Annotated in this window: 17 protein-coding genes; 15 read left to right on the forward strand and 2 right to left on the reverse strand. The window is 61.8% G+C overall.

Annotation, left to right across the window (positions count from 1 at the left end):
• Positions 1-46: 46 nt before the first annotated feature.
• The 3 genes from ASG47_RS18440 (at position 47) to ASG47_RS18450 (ending at position 4,170) form a co-directional block, all read left to right on the forward strand.
• The gene (locus ASG47_RS18440) at positions 47-1,123 is read left to right on the forward strand and encodes an ABC transporter ATP-binding protein (protein WP_061911706.1); all 1,077 of its coding nucleotides are present in this window, start codon (positions 47-49) and stop codon (positions 1,121-1,123) included.
• A gap of 28 nt (positions 1,124-1,151) precedes the next feature.
• Positions 1,152-2,018 (forward strand): MurR/RpiR family transcriptional regulator, encoded by an 867-nt coding sequence (locus ASG47_RS18445; RefSeq protein WP_061911707.1) that lies wholly within the window; start codon positions 1,152-1,154, stop codon positions 2,016-2,018.
• 139 nt (positions 2,019-2,157) lie between these two features.
• Positions 2,158-4,170 carry a beta-N-acetylhexosaminidase gene (locus ASG47_RS18450; RefSeq protein WP_061911708.1) on the forward strand — a complete coding sequence of 671 codons (2,013 nt, stop codon included), beginning with the start codon at positions 2,158-2,160 and terminating at the stop codon, positions 4,168-4,170.
• A gap of 202 nt (positions 4,171-4,372) precedes the next feature.
• Here ASG47_RS18450 and ASG47_RS18455 read toward each other — a convergent pair whose 3' ends face one another.
• Complete coding sequence (locus ASG47_RS18455; RefSeq protein ID WP_061911709.1) at positions 4,373-5,830, reverse strand: M81 family metallopeptidase; 1,458 nt, start codon at positions 5,828-5,830, stop codon at positions 4,373-4,375.
• Positions 5,831-6,020: 190 nt separating this feature from the next.
• Here ASG47_RS18455 and ASG47_RS18460 point away from each other — a divergent pair, with 190 nt between their 5' ends.
• The 12 genes from ASG47_RS18460 to ASG47_RS18515 all read left to right on the forward strand — a co-directional run bounded on the left by ASG47_RS18460 (position 6,021) and on the right by ASG47_RS18515 (position 16,256).
• On the forward strand, positions 6,021-6,404 hold the full coding sequence (locus ASG47_RS18460; protein ID WP_061911710.1) for a RidA family protein: 384 nt from the start codon (positions 6,021-6,023) through the stop codon (positions 6,402-6,404).
• A gap of 160 nt (positions 6,405-6,564) precedes the next feature.
• Positions 6,565-7,341, forward strand: coding sequence for an SDR family oxidoreductase (locus ASG47_RS18465; protein WP_061911711.1), 777 nt, complete (start codon positions 6,565-6,567; stop codon positions 7,339-7,341).
• Positions 7,338-8,399 carry a D-TA family PLP-dependent enzyme gene (locus tag ASG47_RS18470; protein WP_061911712.1) on the forward strand — a complete coding sequence of 354 codons (1,062 nt, stop codon included), beginning with the start codon at positions 7,338-7,340 and terminating at the stop codon, positions 8,397-8,399. The genes ASG47_RS18465 and ASG47_RS18470 overlap by 4 nt, the downstream gene beginning before the upstream one ends.
• Before the next feature lie 117 nt (positions 8,400-8,516).
• Complete coding sequence (locus ASG47_RS18475) at positions 8,517-8,723, forward strand: hypothetical protein (RefSeq protein ID WP_156464169.1); 207 nt, start codon at positions 8,517-8,519, stop codon at positions 8,721-8,723.
• 114 nt (positions 8,724-8,837) lie between these two features.
• On the forward strand, positions 8,838-9,392 hold the full coding sequence (locus tag ASG47_RS18480) for a DNA-3-methyladenine glycosylase (protein WP_061911714.1): 555 nt from the start codon (positions 8,838-8,840) through the stop codon (positions 9,390-9,392).
• 229 nt (positions 9,393-9,621) lie between these two features.
• Positions 9,622-9,936 carry a hypothetical protein gene (locus ASG47_RS18485; RefSeq protein ID WP_061911715.1) on the forward strand — a complete coding sequence of 105 codons (315 nt, stop codon included), beginning with the start codon at positions 9,622-9,624 and terminating at the stop codon, positions 9,934-9,936.
• 43 nt (positions 9,937-9,979) lie between these two features.
• Positions 9,980-10,831, forward strand: a complete 852-nt coding sequence (locus ASG47_RS18490; RefSeq protein WP_061911716.1) for an SDR family oxidoreductase — start codon at positions 9,980-9,982, stop codon at positions 10,829-10,831.
• A 58-nt stretch (positions 10,832-10,889) separates the two neighbouring features.
• Positions 10,890-11,219 (forward strand): hypothetical protein, encoded by a 330-nt coding sequence (locus ASG47_RS18495; RefSeq protein WP_061911717.1) that lies wholly within the window; start codon positions 10,890-10,892, stop codon positions 11,217-11,219.
• Between the two features lie 58 nt (positions 11,220-11,277).
• Positions 11,278-13,128, forward strand: a complete 1,851-nt coding sequence (gene recQ / locus ASG47_RS18500) for a DNA helicase RecQ (RefSeq protein WP_061911718.1) — start codon at positions 11,278-11,280, stop codon at positions 13,126-13,128.
• Between the two features lie 144 nt (positions 13,129-13,272).
• Positions 13,273-14,295: a DUF1624 domain-containing protein gene (locus tag ASG47_RS18505; protein ID WP_061911719.1), complete on the forward strand. Its 1,023-nt coding sequence runs from the start codon at positions 13,273-13,275 to the stop codon at positions 14,293-14,295.
• A gap of 224 nt (positions 14,296-14,519) precedes the next feature.
• Positions 14,520-15,260 carry a sulfite exporter TauE/SafE family protein gene (locus ASG47_RS18510; protein WP_061911720.1) on the forward strand — a complete coding sequence of 247 codons (741 nt, stop codon included), beginning with the start codon at positions 14,520-14,522 and terminating at the stop codon, positions 15,258-15,260.
• Positions 15,261-15,344: 84 nt separating this feature from the next.
• Entirely contained in the window at positions 15,345-16,256 is a 912-nt protein-coding gene (locus ASG47_RS18515; RefSeq protein ID WP_061911721.1) for a LysR family transcriptional regulator, read from the forward strand.
• Between the two features lie 19 nt (positions 16,257-16,275).
• Here ASG47_RS18515 and ASG47_RS21230 read toward each other — a convergent pair whose 3' ends face one another.
• Positions 16,276-18,009 (reverse strand): PAS domain S-box protein, encoded by a 1,734-nt coding sequence (locus tag ASG47_RS21230; protein WP_210168438.1) that lies wholly within the window; start codon positions 18,007-18,009, stop codon positions 16,276-16,278.
• Between the last annotated feature and the right edge of the window lie 9 nt (positions 18,010-18,018).

The following is an 18,018-nucleotide window of genomic DNA, read 5'->3' on the forward strand; positions in this document are numbered from 1 at the left end:
GGCGGCGGTTCCCTGACCCAGAACTCGTGCCGGAGCCGCGCAAAAAATGTCGCAACTGAGCCTCAAGCGCCTCGAAAAGAGCTTCAATGATTCCCGCATCATCAAGGGGATCGACCTTGAGGTGGCCGAAGGCGAATTCGTCGTTTTCGTCGGCCCATCGGGCTGCGGCAAATCCACCCTGCTGCGCATGATCGCGGGCCTCGAAGACGTGACCGAAGGCCAGATCGAGATCAGCGGCAAGGTCGTCAACGATCTGCCGCCGGTGCAGCGCGGCATCGCCATGGTCTTCCAGTCCTATGCGCTTTATCCGCATATGACAGTTTATGAAAACATCGCCTTTCCGCTGCGTGTCGAAAAACTGCCGCAGGACGAAGTCGATCGCCGCGTCAGCGCTGCCGCCAAGGTATTGCAGCTTGAGCCGCGCCTAAAGCATCGCCCCGGTCAATTGTCCGGCGGCCAGCGCCAGCGCGTTGCCATCGGCCGCGCCATCGTGCGCCAGCCCAAGATTTTCCTTTTCGACGAGCCGCTCTCGAACCTCGACGCCGCGCTTCGCTCGGAAATGCGCATCGAACTGATGGAGCTGCACAAGCGGCTCGGTTCGACCATGATCTATGTGACCCACGACCAGATCGAAGCCATGACCATGGCCGACAAGATCGTCGTGCTCAATGCCGGCGAAATCAGCCAGGTCGGCTCGCCGCTCGACCTCTACCACAAGCCGGACAATCTCTTCGTCGCCGGCTTTATCGGCTCGCCCAAGATGAATTTCATCAACGGTAAGGTGCGCAGCGCCGATGGATCGACTGTCACCGTCGATTTGGGCAAGCTCGGTGTTTTGAGTCTGCCGCGCACGAGTACCGCGGTTGCGGGGCAGGACGTCACCGTTGGCATACGGCCCGAGCATATGCAGCTTGGTTCGGGTGAGTTTACGATTTCGACGACGCCCAATATCGTCGAACACCTTGGCATTCACACGATCAGCTATTCGACGCTGCCGGGCGGGGAAAACTTCATCGGGCTCTTTGAAGGCAATCCCACCATTGAGGACGGCAAGGCGCTCGACATGAGCTTTGCCATTGCCGATGCCCACCTCTTCGATAGCCGGGGGCTCGCCGTCTATTAGCCGCGTCATGCTGTCCGGGGGAGGGGCCATGCTTGATATCGTTGGCCTTTTGCAGACCGAAAAGAACGGGTTCACCCGGTCCGAGCGCGCCCTGACCGATATCGTGCTCGCCGATGTCGACAGTGTTCTCAAGATGAGCATTGTCGACCTTGCGGCGCAGGCCGAGGTGTCGCCGCCGACGGTGACCCGTTTCTGTCGCCGGCTTGGCTGCGGCAGCTATGCCGATTTCAAGGTGCGGCTGGCCCAGTCCCGCTTTGTCGGCCAGCGCTATTTCGCACCGGCAGCCGGGCCGACCAATGTGCATGAGATCGCGCAGGGCGTCGTCAACGGCATCCAGTCGATCATCTACGAAACCTTCGAGCAGCTTGATTTCAATGCCGTGGAGCGGGCGGCGGAGAGCATCGCCAAGTCGAGCTTTGTCCTGTCCTTCGGTTCGGGCGGCGCCTCCTCGATGATGGCGGGCGAGATCGAGACCCGGCTTTTCCGGCTCGGGCTAAAAGTCGCCTCGACCGATGATCACCAATTGCAATTGATGCGGGTGGCGGCAGCGCCGGCCGGGACCGTCATCATCGCCTTTTCGCTTTCTGGCAACAATGCGCAGCTTGCCAAGACGCTGACGGTGGCGGGGGAATATGGGTTGACGCGCGTCGTTGCTACCCGGTCGGGATCGCTGGTTTCGGCGCAGTCCGACATTCTCCTGCCGGTCAATTGGCACGAGAACGCCGATATCCTGCGGCCAACGCCGGGCCGCTATGCCTTCCTCGCGACGGTCGATGTGCTGGCCCAGACCATTGCGACCCGCCTCGGCCCTTCGGCCATCGCCAGCATGCGCCGCATAAAGCACCAGCTCGTCGTCAATCGCGACGGCGACGACGGGCAGCCGCTCGGGGATTAGGGCGCCATCAAGGGCAAGATAGTCCCCGGCGTCATTCCCGCGAAAGCGGGAATCCGCTTTTGCTCCAGCAGGGATTCCCGCTTTCGCGGGAATGACGTGGTTGGAGCCAAGATATTGAAAGATATTAGGAAATAGAAGTATGACCACACAATTTTCGCTCGTCACCACCTGGACCCCGGCTTCCGATAGCGAGGCGCTGGGCTATGGCATCGAGTTGACCAATATTGGCGATGAGCCGGTCAGCAATTTCCAGCTTGGGTTTTCCGGGCCCGCGCGGGTCGATCCCCATGCGACGCTGGAGAATGGCAAGCTCCTGAAACGCCTGTCTAACCACACGCTGATCGCGCCGCCCGATGGTTTCGTGCTCGAACCCGGCGCGACCTGGACGGCGACGGCCCGTGGGCTCTCCTATGGGCTAAGGCATTGGAGCGACGGCGCAAATTCGGCATATGTGGTGCTAGAGAATGGGCAGGTTGTCACCATTCCGACCCTGCCCACCAAGGGCAAGGGACACAATGCGCCACTCTTGAAGGGCGCGGCAAAGTTCCCGGTGCCGGCCAAGGCTCCGGTGGCGCATTCGATCATCCCCTGGCCGAAATCGGTGGCGACCACCGGCTCGCGCATCGCGCCGGTCGGCTTCGATCTGAAGCCGCAGGGCGAGGCCGCGAACCGCGCGGCAGCTGCCTTTACCGGGCTGGCGCATGATCTCTTCCCGGTGGAAGCGCTGGTGCGGCCGGCTTCGGAAGCCGGCATGCCGGTGACGATCGCCGAAAAGCCGGGCATGGGGTCGGAGGCCTATGAGCTGGCATTCAGCGAGAACAGCGTCAGCCTCACAGCGACGACGCGGCAGGGGCTGTTTTATGGCCTCGTAACGCTCGGGCATATGCTGCGCGGCGCGCGACTTTATCCGCACACGTTCAGCTTCCCCAAAGGCGGTACGATCAGCGACGAGCCCGGCTTTGCCTTCCGCGGCAGCCATCTCGACGTGGCGCGGCAGTTCTATACTGGAGCTGAGGTCAGCCAGCTCATCAAGATCATGGCGTGGAACAAGATGAACAAGTTCCACTGGCACCTGACCGAGGACGAGGCCTGGCGCATCGAGATCGACGCCTATCCCGCACTGACCGAAGTTGCCGCCTGGCGTGGTCACGGCAAGGCCTTGCCGCCGTTGCTCGGGTCTGGTCCGCAGCCGACCGGTGGCTTCTATTCCAAGGCCGTCATCCGGCAGGTCGTGGCGCTGGCCGATAGTCTTGGCATCGCCGTGATCCCCGAAGTCGATATGCCCGGCCACTTTTATGCGGCGCTGCAGGCCCTCCCTGAATTGCGCGACCCGAACGAGACCGGCGAATACCAATCGGTCCAGGGCTTTCCGAACAACAGTCTAAATCCGGCGCATGAGCCCGTGTATAAGTTCGTCGAAACGGTGATCGACGAGGTGTTGGACCTGTTCCCGGAGGGCATTTTCCACCTCGGCGCCGACGAAGTACCGCTCGCGGCCTGGTCGGGTTCGCCGCTGGCGCTCGACATGCTCGAGAAGATGGCTGGCCCCGCCATGCGCGAAAAACATGCCAAGCAATTCAACCAGTTGGGCAACCATCACGGCGCCGACGAGATCGAAGGCTCGCCGACGGCGATCCTCCAGGCCGAGTTCATCAAGCGGGTGCATGCCTATATTTCGTCCAAGGGCGCTGTGACCGGCGGCTGGGAAGAAGCGGCGCATGGCGATGCGGTGGACAAGGCAAAATCCTATGTCATCGGCTGGCGCAATGTGGAGATCAACGCGGCGCTGGCCGAGCGCGGTTTTGACATCGTCGTGTCGCCCGGCCAGCGCTACTACCTTGATATGGCTAACGGAATTTCCTGGGCCGAGCCGGGTGCCGGTTGGGCCGGGTGGTCGGGCCCGCAAGAGACTTACGAATTCGAGGCGCGCGAAGGGTTTTCGGAGGAGGGCTTGAAGCATCTCCTTGGGATCCAGAGCTGCATCTGGAGCGAGTCGATGACGGATCGCGCGATCTTCGATCGCCTTGTATTTCCAAGGCTTTCGGCGGTGGCTGAGGCTGGTTGGACGCTACCGGAGCGGAAAAGCTGGGAGCGTTTCAAGGCGCTCGTGGGGCTTATGCCGATCATGTATGGGCATTGGTCGGCGGATTGAAATAGCCTGAAATGACAAGGGCCGCCGTTGGGAAACGGCGGCCTTTTTGTTAGCATTCCGTTAGCGTTGAGGGGTGGGGAAGGCGGAGTTGGTTAGACTTCCGTCATCCGCCGGCTGTCATCCCCGCGCAGGCGGGGAGCCCTCTTGAGATTTCAGGATGGGCCCCGGCCTTCGCCGGGGTGACAATCGAGATTGGGACACATCACCCCCACGGATTCTCCACCATAGGCCAGATGGTTTTGGGGGCTTTGCGATAGTCGGTTTCGGCGGGGCGGTTGGGGTAGGGTTTGCCGGCGGAGCAGTAGATGATCTCGGAGGCGATTTTCGAGAACGAGTCGTAGAAGTGGTTCGTCGACTTGATGAGAAGGATCTTTCGCGACGTGGGGTCGATGCCGAGGGCTGAGTAGAGGCTGGGATCAAAACTCTGGGCGCGGGTCGAGTTGAGGATGACATCGATGCCGTCGAAGTGGATCCAGGCGGCGTCGCCGAAGGGGGCGAAACTTTCGCCAAAGCGCATCTGGGCGTCGCGGACGAGCTTTTTGATCGTCACGCGTTTGTCGATGGGCTGGCCGGTGTAAGGCGCGGATTTGGCGCCGAAGCGGAGCTGGATTTCAGCGCCTTCGCCGGCGGCGAAACAGATCTGGACGGCGATCGGGTCCCAGATGGTGCCGACGGCAGCGTCCTTGGCGTTTTGACGGATGAGTTCGGCGAGGAGAACGGTGGCATCGCCCGCCGTGCCGCCGCCGGGATTGTCCCAGACATCGGCGATGACGACCGGACCCTTGGGCGCGGCGAGGGCGGCGGTGACGGCGGTTTGCTCATCGACCTGGGCGACCATGAAGGTGCCGCGCATGGCAAAAAGTTCGCGACCAAGGATTTCGGCGAGGGCTGCGCCCTTGGCGGGAGCATTGTCGGTGACGGCCAAAAGTTTGGTGCCCATTTCGAGCACGTCGCCGGCCATGAAGCCGTGGACGACCGAAAGAGACAATAGATCGGGCTCGGATTTTTCGAGTGTAAGCAGCTTGTCGACAAAGCCGCGCATGGGCTGCTTGGAGGTCGGGAAGACGTCGATCATCCGGCAATCGAAGATCGACATCACCGGCTTGATTTCGCCCTTGAGGGTGCGGACAGCGATGTCCCAGAGGTCGCGGGCCCGATCGACGAAGTCGGTATGCGGGAATTCCTTGAAGTAGACGAAAAAGTCTGCGGCCGCGGTGCGCTTGGCGGTGAGATGGCTATGGGGGTCGAGTTCGGCGCAGACCAGCACATCGGGGCCGACAATGGCGCGGACGCGGGAGAGGAGATCGCCTTCGCAATCATCATAGCCCTGGGCGACCATGGCGCCGTGAAGGCCGAGGACGACGGCGTCCACGGGCATGGCGGCCTGGAGTTGGCCGAGGATGGCATCGCGCATCTCTTCATAGGTCTGGCGGGCGACGAGGCCGGCAGGATCGGCCCAGGAGGCGCTGCCTTCGATGAGGGTCCAGCCTTCGCGGGCGCAGACCTCGCGTCCAACGGTGATCGGAGCGGTGCACAGCGTCGGCGTTGCCGGGTGTTCGCCGGGGCCGGCATGAAGTGAGGCTTCGAAGGCCCTGATGTCGACGGCGATGGGAGAGAAGGTATTGGTCTCGGTGGCGAGGGCCGCGGTGAAGACGCGCACGACAGATTTCCGAAGGCTGGGGACGTGAGGGCGCGAGTGTTCGCGCTGGCCGAGCCTAGCACGGTGTTTTCAGTGCTTCACGTAAGAAATTTACATTTTTGCAGCCGAAGCCAGGCGTTTTCGGCTTCAAAGGACCAAAAAATTGGACGAAAAGAGAAACTGAGTTTCATTTTCCTGGAAGGATGCCGCCATGCCGATCAAGCGTTATGGGACTGAAAAGTCCGGTGCCGGTGGCCAGAACCTCCCCTTTGCCCGCGCCGTGGAAGCCGGCGGCTGGCTCTATGTTTCGGGGCAGGTGGCAATGAAGGACGGCGAGATCGTTAAAGGCGGGATCGTCGACGAGACGCACCTGACTATCCAGAACGTGCTCGCGATTTTGAAAGAGGCCGATTACGGGCTCGAGCATGTGGTGCGCGTTGGGGTGTGGCTCGATGATCCGCGGGATTTCTGGAGTTTCAATGGGGTTTATAAGAGCTATTTTGGCGAGCATCCGCCGGCCCGAGCCTGCGTGCAGAGCCGGATGATGGTGGATTGCAAGGTTGAGATTGATCTGGTGGCGTATAAGGGGGAGTGATCTGGTGATTGCCGGTCACCCCCTCCCAACCTCCCCCATCGAGGGGGAGGTGCTGGCCGGTGTGTGTGGCAAAATCTAGCTCCAAACGCGATGCGACACCTCCCCCTTGATGGGGGAGGAGGGAGGGGGTGACGTGAGCCCCAATCGAATGAGGAAACCTATGACCCAATCCCCCTTCCGCCTCGATGGCAAGACTGTGCTCATTACCGGGGCCGGGGGCGGTATTGGGCGGTCGCTGGTGGCGGTGTTTCAGGATGCTGGCGCCGTTGTGGTGGGCGCGGAGAAAGAGCGAGCTCTGCTTGAGGGGCTCGACCTTGAGCGGGCGGTGCTTTTCGACCAGGCGGATATGGCGGCGACGCGTGCGGCGATCTCTGCCGATATTGCGGCGCATGGGGTCTATGATGCCGTGGTCGCCAATGTCGGTTTTACCCGGGCCGAGCATCTGGGGATGGTCGATGATGCGGTTTGGGCTGCAGAGCTCAATATCAATCTCAATGGCGCCTATGCGCTGACCGATCCGATCATTGCCGCCATGGCGGAGCGGGGGCTAGGGGCGCTGGTCTTTATCTCTTCGGTCAATGCCATCGCCCATTTTGGCAATCCGGCCTATTCGGCGGCCAAGGCGGGGCTGGTGGCCTATGCCAAGGCGATTGCGGTGGAGCGCGGGGACGAGGGGGTACGGGCCAATGTGGTGGCGCCGGGTTCGGTGCGAACGCCGGCCTGGGATCATCGATTGGCCGCGGATCCGAGCCTTCTTGATAATGTATTGCCGCATTATCCGCTGGGGCGGATGGTGAGCCCTGTGGAAGTGGCGCACGCGGCGCTGTTTTTGTGTTCCGATGCGGCCTCGGGCATAACCGGCACGGTATTGCCGGTCGATGCCGGGCTGACGGCGGGCAATCTGAGATTTGTGGACGAGGTCTTGAGGGGCAAATGAGCACTATTTCTGAACTCGAAACCCCGGTGGTGCTGGTCGATCTCGACAAGGCCGAAGCCAACCTCAAGAAGGCGCAGGATGCGGCGGATAGAGCCGGCATAAAGCTCCGGCCGCATATTAAGACGCATAAGCTGCCGCGCTTTGCCAAACGCCAAGTGGAATTGGGCGCGGTGGGGATCACGGTGCAGAAGCTCGGTGAGGCCGAGGTGATGGCCGATGCCGGGCTCGACGATCTGCTGCTGACCTTCAATATTGTCGGGGCGAAGAAGCGCGACAGGCTGAAAGCGCTGCATGAGCGGGTAACCATTCGCGTCGTTGCCGATAGCACCGAGACGGTTATGGGGTTGGCGGAGACTTTTGGCGATCAAAACCGTCCGCTAGGGGTTTTCGTCGAATGCGATACCGGTATGGGCCGATGCGGCGTGCAATCGCCAGAGGCGGCTTTGTCGCTGGCGCGGCAGATCGCGGTTTTGCCGGGGCTCCAATTTGCGGGGTTGATGACCTATCCGGCGGCGAAGAAATATCGCGAGGCGGCGGATTGGCTGGCCGAGGCCAAGGCGCTGTTCGACAGCGCGGGCATGCCGCTGCCCGAGATCACGACCGGCGGAACGCCCGATATCTGGCATATGGAAGAAGCCGGGGTGGCGACTGAATATCGGCCGGGCACCTATATCTATATGGATCGCAGCCAGGTGGCGGCGGGGGCGGCCAGCTATAACGAGTGCGCGCTGACGGTGCTGGCGACTGTGGTGTCGCGGCCGGCCGAGGGGCGGGCGATTATCGATGCTGGCTCGAAGACGCTGACCAGCGATCTCTTGGGGTTGGAGGGGCATGGATATGTGCTAGATTTCCCCGAGGCGACGATTGTTGGCCTCAGCGAAGAGCATGGCACGGTCGATGTTTCCGCTTGCGCGGTGAAGCCGAAAATCGGCGACACGATCCGCATCGTGCCCAATCATTGCTGCCCGGTGAGCAATCTGTTCGACACGGTGACGCTCGTGCGCGGCGAGGAAGTCGTTGAAACCGTGCAGGTTGCAGCGCGCGGTCGCGTCGATTGAGAGGATTTCACGCAAACTTCTGACGTCAAAAGAAAAAATTCTATGTGTAGGAATTATGACGTTGACGCTTAAGGTCTTTTTAACCATGCTGGTCCGATCCAATCCGGGGGGATTGCAATGTCTTGGATCAGGCTGCCATTGGGTCGCGGGACCCTGCGCATCAAGCCTAAGCGGCAGATGCGATCATTCGAAGTCGAGGGCGTCGTGCCCACACTCAATCTTGGCTTCTGCGTCATCTCCTGGTGGAGCAACGCGGCCCAGGAACGCTATATCGGCGGTAAGCCGCTGGTTATCAGACCGCACGGACAGCCAAAAGCGTTCTGAGCGCGGCGGGTGCGGTTCGGTCAGACTGACCCTTTTGCGCGAGCGCGCGGGCGTGCTCGTGGCTGGTCGTAGGCTGAATGGGCGTGGCGCTAGGCCTGCCCATGCGGTGTGCGCTTGAGCGTTTCAAAGGAATTTTTCGATCGGCCGGTGCTCGATGTCGCGCCGGAGCTGATTGGCATGGTGCTGCTGGTCGATGGCGTCGGCGGGCGGATCGTCGAAGTGGAGGCCTATGATGAGGCCGATCCGGCGTCGCATAGTTTTCGTGGGCCGACGCCGCGCAACGAAGCGATGTTCGGGCCGCCGGGCCATGCCTATGTCTACAAAATCTATGGCATCCACTACTGTCTCAACTTTGTTTGCCGGCCGGGCAGTGCCATCCTCATTCGGGCACTAGAGCCGAATGTCGGGCTCGATATGATGCATGAGCGGCGGGGCGGGGTGGTTGAGAAGCAGCTTTGCTCGGGGCCGGGGAAACTGGCGGCGGCTTTGGCGGTGGATCTCAGGCAAAATGGCTTGCCGCTCGATGAAGCGCCATTTGCGCTTCTGCTGGCTGAGGTCGTGAGCGAAGTGGCCACGGGGCCGCGGATCGGCATCACCAAGGGTGTCGAGACGCCGTGGCGGTTTGTCGAGCGCAACTCGCGCTATCTCAGCAAGCCGATGAAGCCTTGAGCTTTTTGCAGGCCGAAAAATCCAGCTGATTAACCTCTGACGCTCTCGGCAACTGCACCGGGGGCATGCCGTTGCCTTCTCGAAGGGAAAGCGCGCGTCAACCGGACGCGGTGGCATGAGGAACGGGCTTGGTTTTTCCGGTTTCCCTGCCCGGCCAACGAATAGGCAGCCGAGCCTCTATCCCACCCGCGCGATCCCTTCATCCCCATTTCCGTCGCAGGAGGCGACCATGCCGCAGGGCGATAAATCCGCCTATACCGATAAGCAGAAGCGCAAGGCCGAGCATATCGAAGAGGGTTATGAGAAAAAGGGCGTGAGCCACGAGGAAGCCGAGCGCCGCGCCTGGGCCAGCGTCAACAAGGACGATGGCGGCGGCAAGAAATCCGGCTCCGGCCGCGGCAAGGACACTGGCCATCCGGCTGCGCATAGAGGCGGCGAAAAGGGTGGCAAGGCATCGGCGAACCGCTCGGCGGCCGATCGATCGGCTTCGGCGAAAAAGGCCGCCGCGACGCGAAAGCGGAATGCCGAGCAGCACGCGCACTAGGCCTATCGCATCGCGTTTTCCGACCTGAATCCAAGGAACAAAAATGTCCGAAGCCATCAACCCGCCGCAGACGCAGGATCATCAGCCCGGGCGCGAGACGGAGATGCACCCGCGACCGCAATATATGCCGAAATTTTCCGGCAATGGGCGGCTCAAGGATAAGGTCGCCATCATCACCGGCGGCGATAGCGGCATCGGGCGGGCTTGCGCGGTGCTGTTTGCCCGCGAGGGGGCGCAGGTGGCGCTGGTTTATCTTGAGGAAACCGAGGACGCCAAGATTACGGCCGACGCCGTCACGGCCGAGGGCAAGGAAGCGCTGCTGCTGCGCGGCGATGTCGGCGACAAGAGTTTTTGCGAAACGGTCGTTGGCAAGGTTATCGAGGAATTCGGCCAGATCGATGTGGTGATCAACAATGCGGCCGAGCAGCATCCGCAGGAGGAGATCACCGATATCTCCGAAGAGCAGTTGCAAAAGACCTTTCGCACCAATCTCTACGGCTATTTTTACATGACGCAGGCGGCGATGCCCTACCTCAAGAACGGTGCTTCGATCGTCAACACGACATCGGTCACGGCCTATCGTGGGTCGCCAGAACTGCTCGACTATTCCTCGACCAAGGGCGCGATTGTCGCCTTTACGCGCTCGTTGTCTGGGAGCCTTGCCGAGAAGAATATTCGCGTCAACGCGGTGGCGCCGGGGCCAATCTGGACGCCGCTGATCCCCGCCACCTTTACGGCGGAAAAGGTCGCTGAATTTGGCGCGAGCCAGCCGCTCAAGCGCCCGGGCCAGCCCAATGAGGTGGCGACGTGCCATCTGTTTTTGGCGTGTGACGAAAGCTCTTACCTGACCGGGCAGGTGCTGCACCCCAATGGCGGCGAGATCGTCGGCGGCTAAGGCTTGCTTGTTTTCCCGCGCGCGTGTCACCTTCCGGCGGCGAAGCGGGAGGGGCTATATGGCGCGGGAGAATTTGGTGCGGCTGGGCGGGCTGGCGATCGTCTTGATCGGCTTTGCCTGCCTTTATTTCTTTCTGCTCGTGCCGCTGCAGCAGGCGCAGGCCGGGGTGCCGGAAGTGCATTATGAACTCAAAGTTTTTGCGCTGGTGCCGCTCTGCTTTGTGTTCGGCGCCATCTTTCTCGTTTTTGGCGATGGCTTTGACTATCGTACGCCCGACCACCAGAACCTGACGGCCAAGGGCTGGATCGCCTTTGCCGTCGTTGCGGTTTTGACCGGGCTCGGCTGGTGGTGGTTCGACAGTCAGTTTGCCGCTCTCGGCTATGTGTAGGGGATAGGCGGGCGCGATGCCCTTGCGGCTCACCCCGCGCTCATGATTCAAGGAACCTGTGCAAGCGCTCGATTCCTATGATCTGTTTTCGCCCCACCGAACCGAGCGGCTGACCCCGCTCGATGTTCTGCGCGAAATATTCGGACACAAGCAGTTTCGCGGCCAGCAGGCCAAGGTGATCGACCAAATCGTCGGCGGTGGCGACGCGGTCGTGCTGTTCCCGACCGGCGCGGGCAAGAGCATGTGCTTTCAGATCCCCGCCATTTGCCGGCCGGGGGTCGGGATTGTCGTTTCCCCGCTGATTGCCCTGATGCGCGACCAGGTCGAGGCGCTCAAGCAGGCGGGCGTCGCGGCGGCGGCGCTCAATTCTTCGCTGTCGCCTGAGGAAGCGAGTACGGTGCGGCGTCAATTGCGCGCCGGCGAACTCGATCTTCTCTATGTGGCGCCGGAGCGCGTGGCGACGCCGGGCTTTGCCAATATGCTGTCTGGCGTCGAGATCGCGCTCTTTGCGATCGACGAAGCCCATTGCGTGAGCCAGTGGGGGCATGATTTCCGGCCGGAATATCGCGAGCTGATCCATCTCGTCGAGCTCTTCCCCGGCGTGCCGCGTATTGCGCTGACGGCGACGGCCGATCCGACGACGCGCGAAGACATCATTGAGCGCCTGGGGCTCGAGCAGGCTGAGGTCTTTACGACTTCCTTCGACCGGCCCAACATTTCCTATTCCATCGTCGAGCGGGACAAGGCGCGCGAGCAATTGCTCGATTTTCTGGCCGGCCATAAGGGCGAAAGCGGCATCGTTTATTGCCTCAGCCGCGCCAAGGTCGAGGATATTGCCGATTATCTCTCTGGCAAGGGCATTCGGGCGCTGCCCTATCATGCGGGCATGCCGGCCGAGATGCGGAGCGCCAATCAGGACGCTTTCCTCAAGGAGGAGGGGCTGTGTCTCGTCGCAACGGTCGCCTTCGGCATGGGGATCGACAAGCCGGATGTGCGCTATGTCGCGCATATGGATCTGCCGTCTTCCATTGAAGCCTATTATCAGGAAACTGGCCGCGCCGGGCGCGATGGTCAGCCGTCCGATGCCTGGATGAGCTATGGCATGGCCGATGTGGTGCAGCGGCGGCGCATGATCGAGGAGGGCAATGCGCCCGACGAGATCAAGCGGGTCGAGCATGGCAAGCTCAATGCGCTGCTTGGGGTTTGCGAAACCGCGGAATGCCGGCGCAAGGCCATCCTCAACCATTTTGGCGAGGCGCATGACGGCAATTGCGGCAATTGCGATACCTGTCGCTCGCCGGTCGAAAGCTGGGACGGCACGGAGGCAGCCATCAAGGCGCTGGCGGCGATCTATCGCACCGGGCAGCGGTTTGGCGCGGCACATTTGATCGATGTTCTGGTCGGCAAGGAAACCGAGAAGGTCCAGCGCTTTGGTCATCAGAACCAACCCGTCTTCGGGCAGGGGCGTGAGCTCGATGCGAAAGCCTGGCAATCGGTGCTCAGGCAATTGACGGCCATGGGTCTGATTGTCGTCGACCACGCCAATCATGGCGCGCTGACGCTGGGCGAAGGCGCGCGGGCGGTGTTCAAGCACGAGCGCAGCGTGACGCTGCGCAAGGACCGGCCGAAAAAGGCCGTCGAAGTGCGGCGCCAGCTCAGCAAATCGGTGGAAGTGCCGGACTATGCCAAGGGGCTGTTCGAGGCGCTGCGGGCGGAACGGCTCAGAATCGCCAAGAGCCAGGGCGTGCCGCCCTATGTGATCTTTCATGATGCGACGCTCAAAGCCATGGCGATGGCAAAGCCAACGCATCCGCATGGGATGCTGAACCTGCCTGGGGTTGGGCAGGGGAAGCTTGATCGCTATGGCGACGCGTTTTTGGCGGTGGTGGTGGGGTATTCTGGGGATTGAGGCCTTTTGATAAGGCCCCCTCATCCGGCGCTTCGCGCCACCTTCTCCCCTAGAGGGAGAAGAATTAGAAGTGTGCACCATTCCTCTCCCGCTTGGGGAGAGGGTGGATCGGGCGAAGCCCGAGACGGGTGAGAGGGGCTCTGCGTGAGCGACGTTTCGATTAAAAAACCGCGCCTCCCCGTCATCGACATCGCGCGTGGCGTGGCCATTTTGTTCATGGCTTTTTACCACCTCTGCTGGGACCTCTGGTATTTCGGGTTCATCGGCGCCGATGTGGGGTTCGATCCTCGCTGGGTGTTTTTTGCCCGCTCGATCCTCGCGAGTTTTTTGTTTCTCGTCGGTGTCGGCCTCGTGCTCGGGCATGGGAATGGCATTCGCTGGCAGAGCTTTTGGCGGCGTTGGCTGTTCGTGGCGGTTGGGGCGCTGGCGATAACGCTTGGGACCTATTTCACCTTCCCAGATGCCTTTGTTTATTTCGGCGTGCTGCATGCCATCGCGCTTTTCATGCTGATGGGGCTGCCCTTCCTCTTTGTGCCGCTTTGGGCGGTGGGGCTGGTGGCGCTGCTGTTCATCGTGCCGCATTTCGTCTTTGCCGATCCGCTCTTTAACGAGAAGATCTTTTCCTGGCTTGGCTTCTGGGTGACGCCGCCCGTGACCAACGATCTCGTGCCGGTCTTTCCCTGGTTCGGGGCGGTGCTCGTCGGGATTTTGGCGACACGGCTCGCCAAGGCGCGGGTTTTGCCCAAACTGGCTGAGGTGCAGCCGCAGGGGAAAGTGCCGCGGGCCTTGGGCTGGTTGGGACGCTGGAGCTTGCCGTTTTACCTGATCCATCAGCCGGTGCTGCTCGCAGCGATCGTGCCGCTTTCCATGCTGCTTGGCACGCAGGATGCGCTGCGCGAGGCGGATTTTCTAAAAACCTGCCAGGCGACGTGCGAGACGGGCGGGACGAGTGCCGAGATGTGCACGACCTATTGCCAGTGCGGCATGGAGGGTCTCACGCGTGATAATCTGTGGGACCCGGTCTATTCCGGCGTGCTGACGGCCGATGAGCAGGCCAAGCTCGACGAGAACAATCGCCAGTGTTCGGCGGTGATTTATCCGGAATTGCTGGATGGTGATGCTGTTCCCGAGAGCAGCAGCGGACTGGATGCAGCACCCTCCCCTTGACGGGGAGGGCTGGGGAGGGGTGCTCAAGAATTTTGGCGTCGTGACTCACGCACCCCCTCCCGACCTCCACCGTCAAGGGGGAGGTGCCACCGAGTTGGCTAAAGCAACTGCGGTCAAACGGACGTGTGCTGCGCGAAAGAGGCTTTTCTTCGCCACCAAAAGCAGCATGACCCCATGCCCAAAGCCGGCTGGATTGCCGGGGGCAGGTCAGTCATCTTGTTGTCATGTCGCCCCTGATCCTTTTTGCCCTTGCCATCGCTACCTTTTGTACCTCGGTGCTGTCGGGGATTTTTGGCATGGCGGGGGGGATGATCCTCCTGGCGGCTTTGATGACGCTGTTGCCGGTGGCGACGGCGATTGCCGTGCAGGGTGTCATTCAATTGATCGCCAATGGCTCGCGGGCGATCTTTTCGCGCAAATTTATCGAGTGGCGGATTTTGGGGACGATCCTGCTGGGGCTGCTGACGGCGGCGGCGCTGTTGTTCATCGTGCGCTATACGCCCGATTTCGTCACGGTCTGTATCGTCGTGGGATTGATGCCGATCCTGGTTTGGATCCCGAAAGGTTGGCTGGCGCTTGACGCCAGTAAGCCGCTTCATGGTTTTCTCTGCGGCTTTTTCGGCTCGGGGCTCAATCTTGCGGTGGGTGTTGCCGGGCCGACGATCGATATCTTTTTTATTCGCACCGAAATGGATCGGCGTACTGTCATCGCGACCAAGGCGGCGGCGCAGGTGCTTTCGCATGGGGCCAAGATCGTCTTTTATGGCGCCATGGCTTCGGCAATGGCGCCGGGGGACTGGATCATCGCCCTGGTCGCAGCGCCCTTTGCCATCCTGGGCACCAATGTCGGCTATCGCGTGCTGCAGCGGCTTTCGGATGAGAATTTCCGCAAGTGGACGCGCTGGATCGTCACCGGGATCGGGCTGTTTTATCTCGTGCGCGGGCTGATGGCGCTGGCGGGATAGCTTACGCACAGCAATTGGTCCAATGTTCTGCGATGGGTTTTGACCTCGGCCGATCCGCCTTTATGGTGGCGGCGAGGAAACGACATGGCACCATTCGACAGCGTCACCGCGCGGCTTATTCTGCTTCTGGCTGAAACCGGCTCAATTGGCCGGGCGGCCGAGCGCGAAGGTATCGCTTCGTCCGCTGTCAGCCGACGCGTGTCCGATCTTGAAGCGCGGCTCGGGGTCGTATTGTTCGATCGCTCGGCGCAGGGTGTCAAGCTGACCGCGGCGGGTGAAGCCTATGCCGAAGGGTGCCGGACGGTTCTCCGTTCCATTGCCGATCTCGATGCCGTCATGGCCGAGTTTGGATCGGGGCAGCGCGGAAGCCTTAGGCTTGCCTGTACCGGATCGGCGCTGACGGGGCGCCTGCCGGAATTGCTGGCGCGGTTTGCGAAGAAATTTCCGGGGATCGAGCTCTCCATCGCCGAGATGGGCGCAGCCAAGGCGCTGCTGGCGCTCGACGAGGGGCGGGCGGATGTCGCCATCGTCTCGGACAATTATGATTTTGCGCGTTTCGAAATCCGGCCCTTCGAGGACGAGCGCATCTGGGTTCTAGCGCCGCCCGATCATCCGCTCGCGAGCAAGATCGAGCCGCGCAAATCGATCTCCTTCGACACGGTGCGCGATCACACCATCGTCGGGGTGCATCATTCCGGCTCGCTCGACCGGCTCTTGGCCGAGGCCGCGCAGGCCAAGGGGCAGGCGCTCAACGAGACGCTGCGGGTTGAGAGTTTTCCCGCGCTTGTGCGCATGGTCGAGGCCGGGTTCGGCATTGGCTTCCTCCGCTCGACGAGCCTGCATCTGCTGGCGGGCACGGACCTCGTTTGCGCGCCATTGGCCGAAAGCTGGGCCATGCGGCAATTGCTGGTGGCGCGGCGCAAGTCGAGCCCGCAATCGGCGGGGATGAAGAGTTTCGTGGCGCTGTGTGCGGAAACCTATTCCCCCTCGGCTTAAGCGAAAGCGAGCCGCGCTTTCAGGCGCCCCCAGCGATATCGGGATAGGCAACGACGCAGGCGCGTCCCTGGGCCTTGGCGGCATAGCAGGCGGCATCGGCCTCGCTTAGGCAATCGGCAGGGGACTTGGCATCAGGCGTGATGGCGGCAACGCCGACACTGGCGCCAATGCGATAATCGCGCCCATTCCAGGAAAAGATCAGCGAGCCGATGGCGCGGACGATTTTCTGGCCGACAAGCTTGCCATTGGGCATCGGGCAATCTTCGAGCAGCACCGCGAACTCGTCGCCGCCGAGGCGGGCCGCAAGATCGTGGCCGCGGCAGGCGCCGCGGATGGTTTCGGCAACCTGCTTGAGAAGTGCGTCGCCGGCGGCGTGGCCGGCCGTGTCGTTGACGGGCTTGAAGCGATCGAGGTCGATATAGAGTAGGCAATGCCGGCGATTGCTGCCCTCGGCGGAGGCGAGCGCGAGATTGAGCGCGCGGTCAAAGGCGACGCGGTTGGGGAGGCCCGTTAGCGGATCATGATTGGCGGAATGAGCCAGTTCGCGCTGCAGCGCCCGGCTCTGGCTGATGTCCTGGAACACGAGGACCGCGCCGGTGACCTTGCCATCGGGCATGACGACGGGCGAGGCGGAGCAGCGGATATCGCGCGCCTGACCATCGCGGGAGACGAGGATGACCTCGTCTGAAACTTCGAACGGGATACCATGGGTGAGGCAGGTGATGGCGGGGCAGTGGGCTGCTTCGTGGCTATGGGCGAGACGAAGCGGGAAGACGTTTTCGGCGAATTTGCCAATGGCTTCGCTTTGGGAAAAGCCGGTGAACCGCTCGGCCGCCGGGTTCATGAAGGTAACGCGGCCCTGGCAATCGGTGCCGATCATGCCATCGGCGACGGCTTCAAGCGTCACGCGGAGGCGCTCCTTTTCGGCAGCCAGTTCCTGTTCGATGGTCTTGAGATAGGTGATGTCGGTATCGGTGCCGATGGTGCGAAGGGCATTGCCGTTCTCGTCCCATTCGACCGGGCGGCCACGGCTCATGATCCAGATATAATTGCCGTCGCGCGTCCGTTCGCGGTATTCGAGCGCGTCGAAATTGTCGTCGCCGCTATCTTGCTTGTGGATGTCGTTCATCACCCGGCCGACATCGTCCGGATGAAGGCGCGAGGCCCACTGTTCCTGATGATCCTTGCCAATGACTTCATCATCGGGGATACCGCGCATCCGCCGCCACATGCGCGAATAGAACATGGCATCGGTGCGGATATCATGGTCCCAGACGCCCTGGCGGGCGCCTTCGAGCGCAAAATTCCAGCGGTTTTCCGAATGGGCAAGGGCTTCTTCAGCGCGCTTTTGCAGCTCGATGCTGGTGACCTGAAGCATGATGCAATCGGGCTGGCCTTCGGCATCGCGCGCAAGGGCTGCGGCGAGCATGACCCAGACAGGCTGGCCATCGGCATGGCGCATGCGATGTTCGCCGCGATAAAGCTCGGCCTCGCCGCGCGCCAGGCGGGCGATATGTTGCCGCCCGGCATTGGCATCGCTTTCGTGCAGCAGATCGAAGCCGAAAAACGGCTGCTCGGTATCGAGCTGATAGCCGAGGAGCCGCGTGAAGGCGGGGTTGAGATAGCGCGCTGTGCCGTCGAGCCCGGTGACGAGCATGCCGACCGGTGCAATCTCAGCCAGACGCGACAGGACGGGCACTGCGCGCTGGCTGCTTCTCGATCGGACTACACGCCGCTGGACGGCACGCGCCATGCTCATCCT

It is taken from the genome of Devosia sp. Leaf420 (assembly GCF_001425445.1).
Classification (GTDB): Bacteria; Pseudomonadota; Alphaproteobacteria; order Rhizobiales; family Devosiaceae; genus Devosia.